Genomic DNA, 14,002 nt, shown 5'->3' with positions numbered 1-14,002 from the left:
GTTAGTCTCCTCTCTTTGCTCCGCGGGCCAATTGATAGAACACACCGTCCATCGAAGGCTCGCCGAATTGTTGTTTCAGTTCGCTTGGGGTACCCAAGGCGTTGATGCGGCCATCCACCATGATGGAGACGCGATTGCAATATTCAGCCTCATCCATGTAGTGGGTCGTCACGAACACGGTGATGCCGCTGGCGGCGGCCTCATGAATCAACGCCCAGAACTGCCTGCGCGTCACGGGGTCGACCCCGCCGGTAGGCTCATCCAGAAACACGATACGCGGCTCATGCAATATCGATACGGAAAATGCCAGCTTCTGTTTCCAGCCCAACGGCAGTTCGCCTACCAGCTTCCCGCGTTCGGCCTGCAGCCCCAGGCGCTCAATCAGCGCTTTGCTTTTGGATTGAAGCTGATGGTTGCTCAGGCCGTATATTCCGCCGAAAAAACGGATATTTTCGGCTACCGTAAGGTCTTCATACAACGAAAACTTTTGGCTCATGTAGCCGATGTGGCGCTTGATCTGTTCAGTCTGCCGGTAGATGTCAAATCCGGCAACAGTGGCCCGGCCAGATGAGGGGACGGACAGGCCGCATAGCATGCGCATGGCCGTCGTTTTGCCGGCGCCGTTGGCTCCCAAAAACCCGAATATTTCTCCTTTGTATACGTCGAATGTGATCGCATTGGTTGCGATGAAATCACCAAACCGTTTGGTTAGGTTTTCGACAGTGATGACCGGTTCCCTAAGTGTCATGGCGTACAAGCATGTTAATGAAACAATCTTCGATGGTCGGTGCAATCGGCTTTACTTCAATATCGGCGAAACCTTCGGCCGTAAGGAATTGCGTCAGTTCGTCCGGCAGGTTATATCCACCCATGCCCCGTGCATCCAAATGGATAACTTCGCCGAATAAATAGCTATGCATATGCGGGTAATACGTGGATAATACGTGGATGAGACGTGGCATATCCGTGGCTTTAACGGCATATAAGCTGTTGGGGTAGGCGGCCGCGATCCCCTGCGGCGTGTCAATCGAGAGGATGCGCCCGTGTTGGATAAGCGCAATACGGTCACATAACGAGGCCTCGTCCATATAGGGCGTCGAAACCAGTATCGTGATGCCCTGCTGCCGGAGTCGCTTAAGCATCTCCCAAAACTCCCGGCGCGATACGGGGTCTACACCGGTAGTGGGTTCGTCGAGGAACAAAACGGTGGGTTTGTGTATCAACGCGCAGCAAAGGGCCAGTTTTTGTTTCATGCCGCCCGAAAGCCGGCCCGCGCGGCGCTTGTGAAAAGGAGCGATCTGTACGTAAATATCTTCAATGAGGTGGTAGTTTTCCTTGACCGTGGTATTGAATACCGTTGCAAAGAAATCAAGGTTTTCCTCGATGCTGAGGTCGGGGTAGAGCGAAAAGCGGCCCGGCATATAACCCACCTTGCTGCGTATCAGCTTGTAATCGTTCACGATGTCATGCCCGGCTACGGTAGCCGATCCCTTGTCGGGTATCAAGAGTGTGGCGAGCATACGGAAGATGCTGCTTTTGCCTGCACCGTCCGGCCCGATGAGACCGAACAATTCACCTTTTTCTACCGAAAAAGAGACGTCATCCACCGCCTTGACCGTGCCGTGGTTATACGTTTTCGTAATATTCTTTAAACTAACCATATCTTCCCTGTTATATACGTTATCTTCCATCGCGGACAGCCATCACCGGCCTTCGTCAAACCGCACTTCGCCATACATGCCGATTTTTAGCAAACCATCGTTCTTCACACGGATTTTCGTCGCGTACACCAAGTGCTCACGTTCGTCCTTCGTTTGGATGGTTTTGGGTGTAAACTCCGCTTTATCACTTATCCATTCCACCAGGCCTTCATATTCGCGGTAGCCGCCGTCTGCACCGTCCACCAGTACGGTCACCGGTTGATTCAGTTTGAGCCGGGCAAATTGGGGTGCGGTCACATATGCCCGGAGGATGATGGTGGAGAGGTCTGCGATTTTATAAAGCGGTTTGCCGGTTGCAGCCACTTCGTTTACTTCAGCATATTTCACGAGTACCGTGCCTTCCACGGGATTAACGATACGGCTTTTCGCCAATCGGTCTTCCAATTGCGCGATTTGGATTTCGAGCGGCGAGGCCTCCTGCGTGATGCTTGCAGTAGTAATGCCGAGCGACGATTGCTGCGCTGCGATCTGTTTCTTGATGATGGCCACCTGTGCATCGGCATCATCCAGCTGTTTGCGTGTAGCGGCGTCGGCTTTCACCAGGCCGGCTATCCGCTGCTGTTCGCGTATTGCTTGTCTCAGTTGCTCTTGCAGCGCAGCCACTTGAGCCCGGATGTCCGGCCGTTTGCTAAGCATTGCAGCGATTTGCGATTGAAGCTGGCGTTTTTGCAGGTGCAGTTGTGTACTATCCACATAACCCACGGCCTGCCCGGCATGGAGGTGCTGGCCTTCTACGACGTTCAATTCTTTGATGGCGCCGTTAGCTTCTGTCGATACGATGGTTTCCACCGCTTCGAATGTGCCAGCCGCATCGTAGTGATGTTGCTCCGGAGCGCACGACGCCAATAAGAGGGAGGCGATGGTTATTGTTTTTGCGCTATTGATACGTTTCATTTTGATGTACATGGTGTTTGCTGTTTCAATCATGATGAGGTGTGATGTCCGTAACTTATAGATTCCCTGCGGTATATTGGCGATCGTATTGTGCTTTTAATAACTCGATTTCGTGCTGGATTTTGGCCAGTCTGGCATGATCTTCAGCATTGACTTCGCGCAAATAATCGGCGGTGTTGATGATGCCGTTTTCCAGCTGCGCAAGCGCAGCCGCTTTCACCGATGATCGGAGGGCGATGATTTTGTCGTCGCGCGCCAATAATTTTGCATATTTGGCTATTTCGGTGTTTTGTTGCTTCATGGCGAGGTCGGTATTGAATAGAAAAACATCCTTTTGCACATCGATGATCTTTTTCCGGATGTCCAGCGTTGCCTTTTCTTTCTTTAAGGTATAGAAGCCAGACAATGGAATGGCCAGCCGGATACCGCCGTAGTAATAGGCTTCAAAATCATTGCTCAGCATATTGAGTGCCGGACGGCCCAATCCGCCCTGCATGAATAAGCCAAGCCGGGGCCTATTTTTCGCTGTCAGCAGTTTGCGATCCACGTCTATGCTACTTTGCTGCTGTGCATACCATCCCAATTCGGGGCGGTTGATCGCCGCCGTTGATGGGGCAGCCTCCGGCCGCTCCAAAACGGTATCTTCATCCAACTGCTGGTTGATGAATAAACCAAGCATGTGCAAATAAGCAGTTCGCGTGGTCTGCAACGCTATATTGTGCTGTTCGGCCTTGAGCAATTCGGCTTCCAGTAAACTTCCGGTGCTTTTCAGTGCCGTACCGTTGGCAATGGCAGCCCCGGTTTTTGCCATGCCTGCCTGGATATCGTTTACCAACAGTCCGATTTGTGCCAATTGGGCATCCAGCAAAAGCACGCCAAAAAACAACTGGGTGACACGCTCCTTTATTTGATACTGTGCTACGTTCACCGCTTGTTGCTCTACCTCAGCCGCAGCCTCGATGGCCGCTTTTTGCAGTTTAATGCGACCACCGTCATAGAGGCTTTGGTTAACTTCGCCAAAGAGCTTGTATTGATCATTGCTCAAGGAGGGGACATCCGCACCCGGCAGTTGTATCGGAAGTTGGGTTACCGCCGACTGATAGGTGGCTTGCCCATTGACATTGATTTGTGGCAGGTAGCCGGCATGTGCTTGCTCGGTAGCATATTTAGCGCTTTGGGCTATTAAGTCATATTGCTTCACCAAGGGATAGTTTGCCGTGGCTAATGAACAGGTTTCCCGTAGCGTAAGCGATCGCGTCTGTGCGCGGAGCGGCGGCTGAAAGAGCAGCAGGCACCAGCAGATGGATAGGGCAGTGTGTTTAATCATTTTATTTATTCTTTTGAATTAATCATTTGATTAATATTTGGATAAAAAAATAGGACGGCATCATGCCGTCACGGTGTTTCCAGCATGGCCTGAAACCATATTTTTATTAATTTTTTCCGTTCATTTATCAGGGTGATTGCCCGTTCGGACGTGATTCCGGTAATCAGCTGCAGCAGCGGCTTGCCGATAAACGGAAAGATAATCAAGCCCAGCATGTTGAATATGAAATGCAAAGGATCGATATCGGGGCGTCTTGCTGCCAGTTGTTTGAAGAATGCAGAATCAACGATTTTTGTTTTGGTCTTGATTAAGTTGGCAAACTTGTCCGGGTTGTTCTTGATTTCGGCCAGTACGAACAAGGGGAGATCCGGATTGGATAAGAGGGTGTTGATGTAATGCTCGGATACTTCGGCTACCTTTTCTTCGATGGTGGTTTTTTCGTTTGCCAGGACAGGACCTATCTTACCCAGCAGCAGCTGCATTTTTTCCATGATGACGATTTCAAAGAGCTTTTCCTTGCTGCGGAAATAGTAGTTCAGCAATGCCAGGTTAATGCCCGCTTCTTCGGCAATATCGCGTGTACGCGTAGCAGCATAACCTTTTTGAGTAAATACCTTGCGGGCGGCTTCCTTGATTTTTTCCTCGGTGCTCAAATCGCCCGGAATGTCCTTCTTCTTTGCCATGTATCGTTCTTGTACGCGGCAAAACTAAAACGAAATTTTGGTTTAACCAAATATTTTAATCATTTGATTAATATTGTTAGTAAGTATGCCGCTGATGCAACCGTGCGCGCCGTATCAAATGACTTTGCTGGTTGCCACTCCTACCCACACAAGCGCGATGCCGAGCAGGACACTGAGTAAGGTATAAGCAACTGCGGCAAGCGTTTGCTGCTGCTCAATGAGGAGTAAATTTTCGTTGGCAAACGCCGAAAAAGTCGTGTAACCGCCGCAAAACCCGGTGATGAGCAGCAAGCGGAGGCTGCTGTTGGCATAAGGAGGCTGGCTGAAGATGCCCACCAGCAAGCCGATGAGAAAACAACCTGAGAGATTGACCAATAGTGTGGCAATAGGGAATGCCCCCTGTGCCCATCTGCTGGTCAATACCGATACGAGAAACCGAAGCATGCTGCCCACTGCCCCGCCGATGCCTACTGCGATAAGTTGTTTGAACATGACAGGAAATTATAGGTTATCAATTGGCTTACGCAGGTTGATACCGAGGCTTTTGAACTGCGAAGGGGTAAGGCCGGTGATTTTTTTGAATTGCGCAGACAGGTAAGCCACGCTGCTATACCCCAGCCGATAGGCGATTTCGCTCAGTGTCAGCTCGTTGTAGGAGAGTAATTCCTTGACCTTTTCCATGCGTTGCAAGATGACATAGTGTTCGATCGTGACGCCCTCTTTTTCCGAAAAAAGCTTGCTTAGCTGGGAATATTCTTTATGAAGTTCGTTCTGCAAGACACTGGTAAATGCAAATTGATTGTCTTCCCGTTGGTGTACATGCTGGATAATGATGGATTTGATTTTTTCGACCAATTGCTGTTGCTGGTCGTCCAGTAATTCAAAACCTAACATTTCCAACTGGCGCTGCAGCTCCACGTATTGCGTTTCCGTCAGCGGTTGGCTGATGATCACTTCACCGAGCCGCACGTCCAATGGCGTGATACCCATAGCGGCAAATACCTGCGAAACGGCCTGGATGCACCGTGGACATACCATGTTCTTGATGGCGATTTTCATAAAGACAAAGATAGGCTTTTTGCTTTAGGTTCATTTCAAAACAACTCCCTGCTTAGGATATAGATGCCCATGGTGAGTACGCACCAGCCGAAGCCGGAGCGCAGCTGGTAGCCGGGTATGTGGCGGCTCATGGCACTGCCGATGATAACGCCGCAAATCGTAATGCCTAAGATCCTGAAAAGAAACGGCCAGTCGATATAAACATGCCCAATATCACCGATAAAACCCACCATTGAATTGATGGTGATGATGAACAATGAAGTACCAATAGCTTCTTTTATCGGGATATGCATCAGCAATACCAAGGCTGGAATAATCAGAAAGCCACCGCCGGCACCCAAAAGCCCGGTAACCAAACCGATGCCGAACCCAAAACCGAGTAGCTTAGGCAGGGTGGTCTGCGGAGCCGGGGATGCCACTTCCCGGTGTCCAAGAATCATCGATACGGACGCCGCAAGCATTAGCGCCGCAAAGAATACCATCAGTGCATTGGATTTGGTAATGACAATGGTTTCCCATTGGAAGAGCGTATCCGGAATTGCAGGTAAGGCATATTTGCGGACCATGAAAACGGTTGCCACCGAAATAAGGCCAAACGACAAGGCGGCCCTGATATTGACGCATCCCTTGGTATGTTGGTAGATCGTGCCCGCAAGGCTCGTAAATCCCACAATGAATAGCGAGTACGACGTAGCAACTGCAGGTTCAAAATGAAACAAATAGACCAATACCGGCACCGTAAGGATCGAACCACCACCGCCTATGAGGCCCAGGGAAATGCCAATAAATACGGACAAGATGTAGCCGACAATTTCCATCGGGTGCTTCAAGAATTGGTCTTGGGGGCAAAGTACGTTTAATTTAGCAACGATACCAAACGCGCCACAAAATATCGTTGCCGTTTTCGGGAAAAATCCCGGCTTTGCTTAGGTTTCCTAAAACCAAATGCGTTACCGGTTGTTTCTATAGCAGTTAACAAAAATAAGTTTATCAAGAGATAGGATAGAAGGTATGAATACCAAGACCAAAGAAGTACTGGATGACGTAAAAGAACGGCTCCAGGAGGCCAGCGAACACCGCAACATAGCCAATTCCGAGCGATTACTGTCTGTAGGCGCGGGAGCTTTCGTGCTTTATACCGGCATTACCCGTATGTTTAGATCACCGTTGGCGTCCCTTGCCGAAGTCGTGCTGGGAGGTGCGCTGATTCTTCGCGGAGCCACAGGCTACTGCCCAGTGAAAGATTCGGTATGCCCTGATCGGGACGTCGCGCTCGCCGAGCGGATTGTCGAAGAATAAGGCCGGGGTATTTTGGCCGGTCGGTGTTTTTGCCGATATTAGTTGGCTGAATATGTACCCCAGGACTACTGCACCAACTGACAGGACAACGGAAACGTCGGGTCGGGCCAAACGGATTTTTTCAGGCTCTGCGTGGGGTATCTTAGCAAAAACCCTTGACGCACTGGCCAAGTTCGTCACCATTCCCATGCTCGTGGGCTTTTATGGCCGGGCAGATTATGGCCTTATCGCATTGGCTTTTTCCCTCAATGCTTATTTGCGGCTGATGGATTTGGGCTTCAACGTGGGGGCGGTACGCTATTTCTCCATGTGGACGGCCAGCGGCGAATGGAGCAAAATCGGCGATGTATCCCGTTCAAGTATCGTGTTTTATGGGATAATCGGTTTGGTCAATGCCTTCATATTCTTGGGCATGTCTGCCTATGGGCAGCAACTTTTCAACCTCACCGAAGCACAGGTGCCGTTTTACCGCCAAATCATGTACATCCTGGCATGTTCCACCGTCCTCAATTGGCTTTCCAGCGTCGTTATCCAGTTGCTCAGTGCCAAGGACGAGCTGGGGTATGTCAACCGCGTAACCGTCATCAGCAGCGTCCTGAATTTTCTGGTCGCCCTGCTGGCTATACAAATGCAATGGGCACTGATTACTTATTTTATTTATTATACGCTTTCCACGCTCGTGCCGATACCGTTTTATATTGCCCGCCTGCGGGTCTTTCCGGTAGCCCGGAAGTCCTTGCTGACGCCGCGATGGCATGGTCAGGCATTCAAAGAAATACTGACCTACAGCCTCGCCATATTTGTCATGGGATTATTCCAACTGACGGCGAACAACCTGCGGCCGCTGCTGCTCGGCAAATTTGCTGACGGCACCGAGGTGCTTACCGATTACCGTGTCATCCAGACCATCGCCATGCTCATTGTGGCGTTCGGGGGGGTGTTCATGCAGGTATTGTTGCCATCGGCTTCCAAAGCCTATGCCGAGGGCAATCAAGAACGCATTGCGCGCATGATATTTGAGGCGACCAAGTATATCTCCGTTTTTTTGGGATTCATGGTCTTTGTGCTGATCCTGAATGCCGAAGATATCCTGCTATTGTACATGGGCGAAGGGTATGGCCACCTGTCGCTTTGGCTGTCGATTTGGTTACTCACGGTGTTGCTTTCCATGCACAATACGCCCGTAGCCAGCCTGGTGCTTTCCACCGGCAGGACACGTTTTCTGGTTTATTCTTCGGCTGTCGCCTGTATCGTGTCATTGCCTATCACGGTGATTTTCGCCGGTACACTGCAGGTGGGGGCGGCGGTTGTGGGCTATTTGGTGTATATGGTGCTGCAAATTGGCTTTTTTTATGTATATTACATACCGAAGGTACTGCACCTGGATGGGCGGCGGCTGTTTGCGCGCGCTTTTTTGCCGGCGGCAATCGGCGGCGGATTAGCCTTGCTCGTCAGCCAGTATATAACCACCAAACTGGTTTTTCCCGATGGCTATGGCACGGTAATCGCCAATACGATCATATTTACATTGGTATATGGATTATATCTGCTGGTTTTTGTCGTCAAACCGGCAGACATCCGGCAGTTGAAAAAAACGCTTATGGAGAAAGGGAAGGGCAATGCCTAAATTTTCGGTTTGCATACCGGCTTACAAAAGCCGGTTTCTCAAGGAATGCATCGAGAGCGTTCTCGCGCAATCCTTCGCCGATTTTGAATTGATTATCCTTAATGATAGCTCGCCGGAGCCCGTCGCGCAAATCGCGGCGGAATTTTCAGATAGCCGCATCCGGTATTATGAAAACGAGCATAATGTCGGGGCGGTGCGGCTTACGGACAACTGGAATAAATGCCTGGCCCTGGCCGGCGGGGAATACCTCGTGATGATGGGCGATGATGATCGCATGGAGCCCGACTTCCTGCGTGAATTCTCGGCATTGATCGCCGCCTATCCGGAGCTTGATGTCTACCACTGCCGGAGCCTCATCATCGACGATGAGGGGCAGCCGCGGCAGCTGACGCCCGCCTGCCCGGAATACGAACGGGTATGCGATTCGATATGGCACCGCCTCAGCCAATGGCGGTCGCAATACATCTCTGATTTTGTGTACCGTACGGAGGCATTGAGGCAACAGGGCGGGTTCTACTCCCTGCCCCTGGCTTGGGGCTCGGATGATATCACCGCTTATATCGCCACCAACGGAAAAGGCATAGCGCATACCAACAAGCCGGTATTCAACTACCGGAGCAACAGCCTGTCCATTTCCTCGTCGGGCAATGACTTGGAAAAAATGCGGGCCAACTTGGGCTATGCCGAGTGGTTGCGGGCTTTTCTCGCAAGCCACACGCCCGATGCATCGGAGCAGGTAGTGTATCACAACCTGTGCGAGCAGCAAGCGCTGTTCATGCAACAGCGTAAACGATACACGATGGCATTGTCTATGCGGCACGGTTTGGTCAGCAAGCTTTGGTTATGGATTCGCCACCGCGGGGAATTTGGCTTGCGGCTCAGCGATATCGCCATCGCCGCTGTAAAATCAAGAGGACTACGGAGGCGGTTATCGGATTGACAAAGGCTATGGATATCATCTTCAACCCACCGGTCAACAAGGAAAACCAGTATATCCAGTTACTGGTTGGTGAATTGCGCGGCAGGGGATACCGCATACATCCATTGGATACCATCTTTTCGGGTATGAAGCATTTCCGATCCATCAAGTTGGTCCACCTCAACTGGTTCGAAAACGTAGACGACAGCGGTTTTTTCGTGGCTTTTCGAAGCTTCATGCGAAAAATGGCTGTTTTGGCCATCATCCGACTGAGCGGGAAACCGCTTGTATGGACCATGCACAACCGCACGTCACACGAAAAAGGCCTGGCTTTTTTCAGCCGTACCCTCACGCGTCTCCTGATGCGGTGGTCGCACCGTATCGTCATCCACTCCCGGCAGTCGATGTCCGTCTTGGCGGAGCACGGCGAGGGCGTACGGCGCAAATCGGTGTATATTCCCCATCCCCACTTCATCGGTGTATACGGGGCGGTTCGCGATGCTGCAAACAACCATGGCCATGTGCTGCACTTGCTATTTACGGGTATGGTAAAACCCTATAAAAACCTGGAGCTGCTCATCGATACGGTGGGTGCCTTCGGTGCCAGTGTACGGTTGACAATAGCTGGCAAAGCCATCGACCAACGGTATCAACAGCAAATCGAAAAACAGGCGGCAACGGCCGGCAATGTGCAGTTTTTTCCGTATTTCGTGCCCGATGACCAACTGGCGGCGTTGCTTGGTGAGGCCGACGCCTTGGTGTTGCCTTATGACATGTCGAGCAGCCTCAACTCGGGGACGGTAATCCTGGCATTTTCCTATAAGCGTACGGTCATCTGTCCGGATATCGGTACAATAGCGGATCTGGGCACACATCGCCAACAGGTATTCCATTACAGCTATGCAACGGCCGCAGAGCATCGGGCGGCGTTGAATGAGCAGATAACGCGGGCCGTTGCCATGAAGCAGCAGGACCCCGAGGCCCTGGCCCGGATGGGTGAGCTATTGTACGGCTATGTGGCAGCGGCCTATGACCCGCGCAATGTAGGGGCTGCCTTAGAACAGGTGTATCATCAACTTTTGCGGAGGAACGGATGAAGATCTTGTACATTAATGCATTGTACTCGCCTTATATCGCCGGAGGCGCAGAAATTTCACTCAAGCTCATCGTTGAGGGGATGCAAGCCAAGGGCCATGAGGTCGTTGTACTGAGCATGGCGCCCGGGGAGGGGCTGCGCAAGGAGCAGGTGGATGAGGTGCAGGTATACCGCGCTGGGTTGAAAAATCGGTATTGGCCGTTTTCAAATGAGCGGCCCGGCAAATTCAGCCGGCTGGCCTGGCATCTCCGCGACTGGTATAACCCGGCGATGGGAGCGTATGTCAAAGAGGTGATCCGTCTTGAGCAACCATCCGCCGTATCATGCCACAACCTCGTCGGCTGGTCAATCGCAGCCTGGGATGCGATCAGGGAGGCAGGCATTCCGGTTGTGCAGGTTTTGCATGATATGTACCTGTTGAGCCCGGATAGCACGATGTTCAAAAACGGCAAGCCGCGCAACAGCCAGGGGCTGATAAATTGGCTGCTGCGCTACAGGCACCGGCAACAGTCGGCCAAACTCGGCGCCGTGGTGGGTATCAGCCACAGTATTTTGCAACGGTTTGTCGCGCATGGGTATTTCCAGGGCATCCGCCAATATGTGATTCACAATGCCCGCCGCATCCCCGAGGCCAGGGCGCTGCGCCTCCGTGCGGAAGGGCAGCCCTTGGCGGTAGGTTATATCGGTACTTTATCCGGTGTCAAAGGAGTGGAGTGGCTCATCGAGCAATTCAAGGGATCGGGCATTGACGGCCAGCTGCATATTGCCGGCCGGGGCAAGTCCGAAGACGAGCAGCACTTCCGCGAGCTGGCAGGTGATGACAGGCGCATTGTTTTCCGGGGGTACGTAGATCCCGCTCAGTTTTATCCCGATATCGATGTGCTTGTCGTCCCCTCGCTGTGGGAAGAGCCGCTCGGCATGGTAGCCGTCGAAGGTTTGGCAAACCATTTGCCGGTTATAGCGAGCAATCGCGGTGGCTTGCGGGAAAGTGTTGAAGATGGCCGGAATGGCATCCTTTGTGATCCGGATGTGCCGGAGTCTCTCGGAGGGGCGCTCTTCGCACTTTGGCGGGATGTAGCGCTTTACAATCGGTTGGCCAGCGAGGCAAGGCCATCCGTAAGCGAATACCTTGATATAACACGCATGGTAAATGAGTACGAACAGGTACTCCAAACGATAACGGCTAATGATACAACATACTAAAACCATAACAGCTGCGCATCGCGCCGCACTTTGTGAAGTGTTGTTCTGTATGGCCCTGCTGGCGGTTTTCGTGCCGGTAAAGGGGTATCCCCTGGTATTTTTACTGGCATCATTGTCATTTTTCGTTGATACCCCGGCGCTGCTCCGCCATGCTTGGGTGTGGTTCCTGCTGGTGTTTACGGGCTACGCCTCGTTCATATTTTTTATGAACATGCCTGCGGGCCAACGGGAGATGACCAATTTCCTTAAGCTGCCTGTCAATTTTACCTACCTGTATTTCGCGGTAGGGTGGGTGATACAGCGGGACAATAGTCGCCTGTTGCGCTGGGTGGATATCACACTCCATCTTGCGCTTGGCCTTTCGTTGTTGCAGTTGATAAGCTACCATTATGCTGCGGACTTCCGCTGGATTGGCGGTGCGCCCACGTCGGCTCATGGGAGTGCGCTGTATCGACCCTCGCACTATTTTTGGGGGCTGGACGATAAGAACATGTTCGGTGCCCGCATCGCCTTGATAGGCTTTGTCTACATATTGCTGCCTGTGGTCAGGCAACGGGTCATCGTATGGTGGCGCATTGCGGCCGTGCTGCTGCTTGCCTGGCTCTCGCTTTCCCGCACGCCGGTGGTGGCCTTATTTCTGGGTGTATTTTGCCTGCTGTGGGCCGCGGCGGCGGTAAGGTGGCGGATGGTGCTCGCCTTGGCCGCCCTGTCGGTTCTGCCGTTTGTTGCAGAAAAGGTTGTCCGCATCGATAATATTACCGCCTCTAACGACGGCATGGGTGTACGGCTGGTCTACTGGAAGGCGTTTTTTCAGCATTTCACCGCTATTTCACCGTTGGGCAATGGGTTTATGGCCGGTAGCACATTCCTTGGCCGCCATGCCGAATTTTACCACGGCGAACCGCACATCCACAACACTTTCCTGAGCTGTTATCTTGACTTTGGCGTCATCGGATTTTTTTCGTACGTGTTGTTTTTGGGATGTTTTTTCCATTTCTGTCACCGTCAGCAGCCCAACCGGGTGTTCTGGTGGGTGGCCTGGCTGCCGCTGCTGGCTATTATGATGATCCTGTACTCCGGTTATGACAATGACATCATCCTATACCTTGTGCTGGTGTGCCTATTGGGGTGCAGCCGGCCGATTGATATGAAGCAATTGAATTGGAGGGCCGTATGATGCAGACACGCGTATTGATTGACAGCCGGTGGGATGGCGATACAGGTATCGGCAAGTTGTATCGTGAAGTAATGGCCCGTATGCCCGCCAGTGTATCTCCCGTTTTCGTACAAAGCCAGATGGGGCTGGGCAACCTGTTTACGCCGTTGATGCTGGCCCGTGCGATCAGCAGCGCCGATGCAGACGTGTTTTATAGCCCGTCATTCATGCCGCCGTTGTACAGCCGTATTCCCTACGTATTCACCATCCATGATCTGATGCATCTTTTTTATTACACGCCCCTGCATCGGCTGTATTACCAGCAGGTACTGGCGCGGCTTGCAAGACGGGCGAGAAAAATCATTACCGTTTCGCATTTCAGCAAACGGCAATTGGTTGAGCTGCTGGGTATCGATGAGCAGCGTATCGCCGTGGTATACAATGGCGTAGATATGCGGTATCATGAAAATACCCGGACGTTCCCCTCGGAGCGGCCGTATTTCCTGTATGTGGGCAACCGTCGCAAAAATAAGAATATCCCCACCATGCTGTCGGCATTCGCGCGGGCGCGTATACCGCAGGAGTTTATGTTTTACCTCTCGGGCCATCCTGATGAAGAGTTGACCCGGCATATCAGCCAGCTCGGGCTGGAAGGCCGGGTGCGTTTTCTGGGGTTTGTCGCCGAGGAAGACATGCCAGCCTTATACAAGGGCGCATATGCCACCCTGTTTGTCTCGCTGATGGAAGGGTTTGGTTTGCCGGTGATTGAATCGATGGCCTCGGGCACGCCTGTGATCACCTCGTCAATGAGCGCCCTGCCCGAGATAGCGGGCGATGCAGGAGTGTGCGTCGATCCCAGCTCGCCTGAAGCCATTGCAATAGCGATAGAGCAGCTTGCGGCGGATGCGGATAGGCATCACCAGTTGCGCAACCGGGGGATTGAGCGTGCCGCACAGTTTTCGTGGGATAAAACAGCGGCGGAAACATGGTCGATACTATTGGAAAATCAATGATAAGG

General features: G+C 52.1%; 15 protein-coding genes. 7 read left to right on the top strand and 8 right to left on the bottom strand.

Annotated features, from left to right (window positions below):
- Position 1: 1 nt before the first annotated feature.
- From B5X72_RS07335 to B5X72_RS07300, 8 genes are all read right to left on the bottom strand, one after another.
- Entirely contained in the window at positions 2 to 748 is a 747-nt protein-coding gene (locus tag B5X72_RS07335; RefSeq protein ID WP_079716184.1) for an ABC transporter ATP-binding protein, read from the bottom strand.
- Positions 738 to 1,661, bottom strand: a complete 924-nt coding sequence (locus B5X72_RS07330) for an ABC transporter ATP-binding protein (RefSeq protein ID WP_079716531.1) — start codon at positions 1,659 to 1,661, stop codon at positions 738 to 740. The genes B5X72_RS07335 and B5X72_RS07330 overlap by 11 nt, the downstream gene beginning before the upstream one ends.
- Before the next feature lie 42 nt (positions 1,662 to 1,703).
- On the bottom strand, positions 1,704 to 2,648 hold the full coding sequence (locus B5X72_RS07325; protein ID WP_245826875.1) for an HlyD family secretion protein: 945 nt from the start codon (positions 2,646 to 2,648) through the stop codon (positions 1,704 to 1,706).
- A gap of 22 nt (positions 2,649 to 2,670) precedes the next feature.
- Complete coding sequence (locus B5X72_RS07320; protein ID WP_079716183.1) at positions 2,671 to 3,942, bottom strand: TolC family protein; 1,272 nt, start codon at positions 3,940 to 3,942, stop codon at positions 2,671 to 2,673.
- A gap of 68 nt (positions 3,943 to 4,010) precedes the next feature.
- Positions 4,011 to 4,625, bottom strand: coding sequence for a TetR/AcrR family transcriptional regulator (locus tag B5X72_RS07315; protein ID WP_079716182.1), 615 nt, complete (start codon positions 4,623 to 4,625; stop codon positions 4,011 to 4,013).
- 114 nt (positions 4,626 to 4,739) lie between these two features.
- Positions 4,740 to 5,117, bottom strand: a complete 378-nt coding sequence (gene crcB / locus B5X72_RS07310) for a fluoride efflux transporter CrcB (RefSeq protein ID WP_079716181.1) — start codon at positions 5,115 to 5,117, stop codon at positions 4,740 to 4,742.
- Between the two features lie 9 nt (positions 5,118 to 5,126).
- Positions 5,127 to 5,684 carry a helix-turn-helix domain-containing protein gene (locus tag B5X72_RS07305; protein WP_217698106.1) on the bottom strand — a complete coding sequence of 186 codons (558 nt, stop codon included), beginning with the start codon at positions 5,682 to 5,684 and terminating at the stop codon, positions 5,127 to 5,129.
- Positions 5,685 to 5,719: 35 nt separating this feature from the next.
- Entirely contained in the window at positions 5,720 to 6,514 is a 795-nt protein-coding gene (locus tag B5X72_RS07300) for a sulfite exporter TauE/SafE family protein (RefSeq protein WP_245826873.1), read from the bottom strand.
- A 181-nt stretch (positions 6,515 to 6,695) separates the two neighbouring features.
- Here B5X72_RS07300 and B5X72_RS07295 point away from each other — a divergent pair, with 181 nt between their 5' ends.
- Genes B5X72_RS07295 through B5X72_RS07265 form a run of 7 tightly spaced genes read left to right on the top strand, consistent with a single transcriptional unit; the run spans position 6,696 to position 13,997 of the window.
- The gene (locus B5X72_RS07295) at positions 6,696 to 6,983 is read left to right on the top strand and encodes a YgaP family membrane protein (RefSeq protein WP_079716179.1); all 288 of its coding nucleotides are present in this window, start codon (positions 6,696 to 6,698) and stop codon (positions 6,981 to 6,983) included.
- A 52-nt stretch (positions 6,984 to 7,035) separates the two neighbouring features.
- A complete protein-coding gene (locus B5X72_RS07290; protein WP_079716178.1) occupies positions 7,036 to 8,610 on the top strand; it encodes a lipopolysaccharide biosynthesis protein in 1,575 nt (524 codons plus the stop codon).
- Entirely contained in the window at positions 8,603 to 9,550 is a 948-nt protein-coding gene (locus B5X72_RS07285) for a glycosyltransferase family 2 protein (protein ID WP_079716177.1), read from the top strand. The genes B5X72_RS07290 and B5X72_RS07285 overlap by 8 nt, the downstream gene beginning before the upstream one ends.
- An 8-nt stretch (positions 9,551 to 9,558) precedes the next feature.
- A complete protein-coding gene (locus tag B5X72_RS07280) occupies positions 9,559 to 10,626 on the top strand; it encodes a glycosyltransferase family 4 protein (protein ID WP_079716176.1) in 1,068 nt (355 codons plus the stop codon).
- Positions 10,623 to 11,828: a glycosyltransferase family 4 protein gene (locus tag B5X72_RS07275; RefSeq protein WP_079716175.1), complete on the top strand. Its 1,206-nt coding sequence runs from the start codon at positions 10,623 to 10,625 to the stop codon at positions 11,826 to 11,828. The genes B5X72_RS07280 and B5X72_RS07275 overlap by 4 nt, the downstream gene beginning before the upstream one ends.
- Entirely contained in the window at positions 11,812 to 13,005 is a 1,194-nt protein-coding gene (locus B5X72_RS07270; RefSeq protein WP_139378585.1) for an O-antigen ligase family protein, read from the top strand. Before B5X72_RS07275 ends, B5X72_RS07270 begins: the two co-directional genes overlap by 17 nt.
- Positions 13,002 to 13,997: a glycosyltransferase family 4 protein gene (locus tag B5X72_RS07265; RefSeq protein WP_079716173.1), complete on the top strand. Its 996-nt coding sequence runs from the start codon at positions 13,002 to 13,004 to the stop codon at positions 13,995 to 13,997. Before B5X72_RS07270 ends, B5X72_RS07265 begins: the two co-directional genes overlap by 4 nt.
- Positions 13,998 to 14,002 lie beyond the last annotated feature (5 nt).

The organism is Parapedobacter luteus (assembly GCF_900168055.1).
GTDB classification, from domain to species: Bacteria; Bacteroidota; Bacteroidia; order Sphingobacteriales; family Sphingobacteriaceae; genus Parapedobacter; species Parapedobacter luteus.
Note: the sequence above shows the minus strand (reverse complement) of the source record. Positions and strands in the feature narration are given on the sequence as shown.

What these genes read in the sequence shown, in the direction of transcription:
- B5X72_RS07285 (WP_079716177.1), top strand. Translation starts at nt 8,603, where the DNA reads ATGCCTAAATTTTCGGTTTGCATACCGGCTTACAAAAGCCGGTTTCTC.
- B5X72_RS07275 (WP_079716175.1), top strand. Translation starts at nt 10,623, where the DNA reads ATGAAGATCTTGTACATTAATGCATTGTACTCGCCTTATATCGCCGGA.
- B5X72_RS07315 (WP_079716182.1), bottom strand. Translation starts at nt 4,625, where the DNA reads ATGGCAAAGAAGAAGGACATTCCGGGCGATTTGAGCACCGAGGAAAAA.
- B5X72_RS07325 (WP_245826875.1), bottom strand. Translation starts at nt 2,648, where the DNA reads ATGATTGAAACAGCAAACACCATGTACATCAAAATGAAACGTATCAAT.
- crcB (WP_079716181.1), bottom strand. Translation starts at nt 5,117, where the DNA reads ATGTTCAAACAACTTATCGCAGTAGGCATCGGCGGGGCAGTGGGCAGC.
- B5X72_RS07265 (WP_079716173.1), top strand. Translation starts at nt 13,002, where the DNA reads ATGATGCAGACACGCGTATTGATTGACAGCCGGTGGGATGGCGATACA.
- B5X72_RS07295 (WP_079716179.1), top strand. Translation starts at nt 6,696, where the DNA reads ATGAATACCAAGACCAAAGAAGTACTGGATGACGTAAAAGAACGGCTC.
- B5X72_RS07320 (WP_079716183.1), bottom strand. Translation starts at nt 3,942, where the DNA reads ATGATTAAACACACTGCCCTATCCATCTGCTGGTGCCTGCTGCTCTTT.
- B5X72_RS07330 (WP_079716531.1), bottom strand. Translation starts at nt 1,661, where the DNA reads ATGGTTAGTTTAAAGAATATTACGAAAACGTATAACCACGGCACGGTC.
- B5X72_RS07280 (WP_079716176.1), top strand. Translation starts at nt 9,559, where the DNA reads ATGGATATCATCTTCAACCCACCGGTCAACAAGGAAAACCAGTATATC.
- B5X72_RS07270 (WP_139378585.1), top strand. Translation starts at nt 11,812, where the DNA reads ATGATACAACATACTAAAACCATAACAGCTGCGCATCGCGCCGCACTT.
- B5X72_RS07305 (WP_217698106.1), bottom strand. Translation starts at nt 5,684, where the DNA reads ATGAAAATCGCCATCAAGAACATGGTATGTCCACGGTGCATCCAGGCC.
- B5X72_RS07335 (WP_079716184.1), bottom strand. Translation starts at nt 748, where the DNA reads ATGACACTTAGGGAACCGGTCATCACTGTCGAAAACCTAACCAAACGG.
- B5X72_RS07290 (WP_079716178.1), top strand. Translation starts at nt 7,036, where the DNA reads ATGTACCCCAGGACTACTGCACCAACTGACAGGACAACGGAAACGTCG.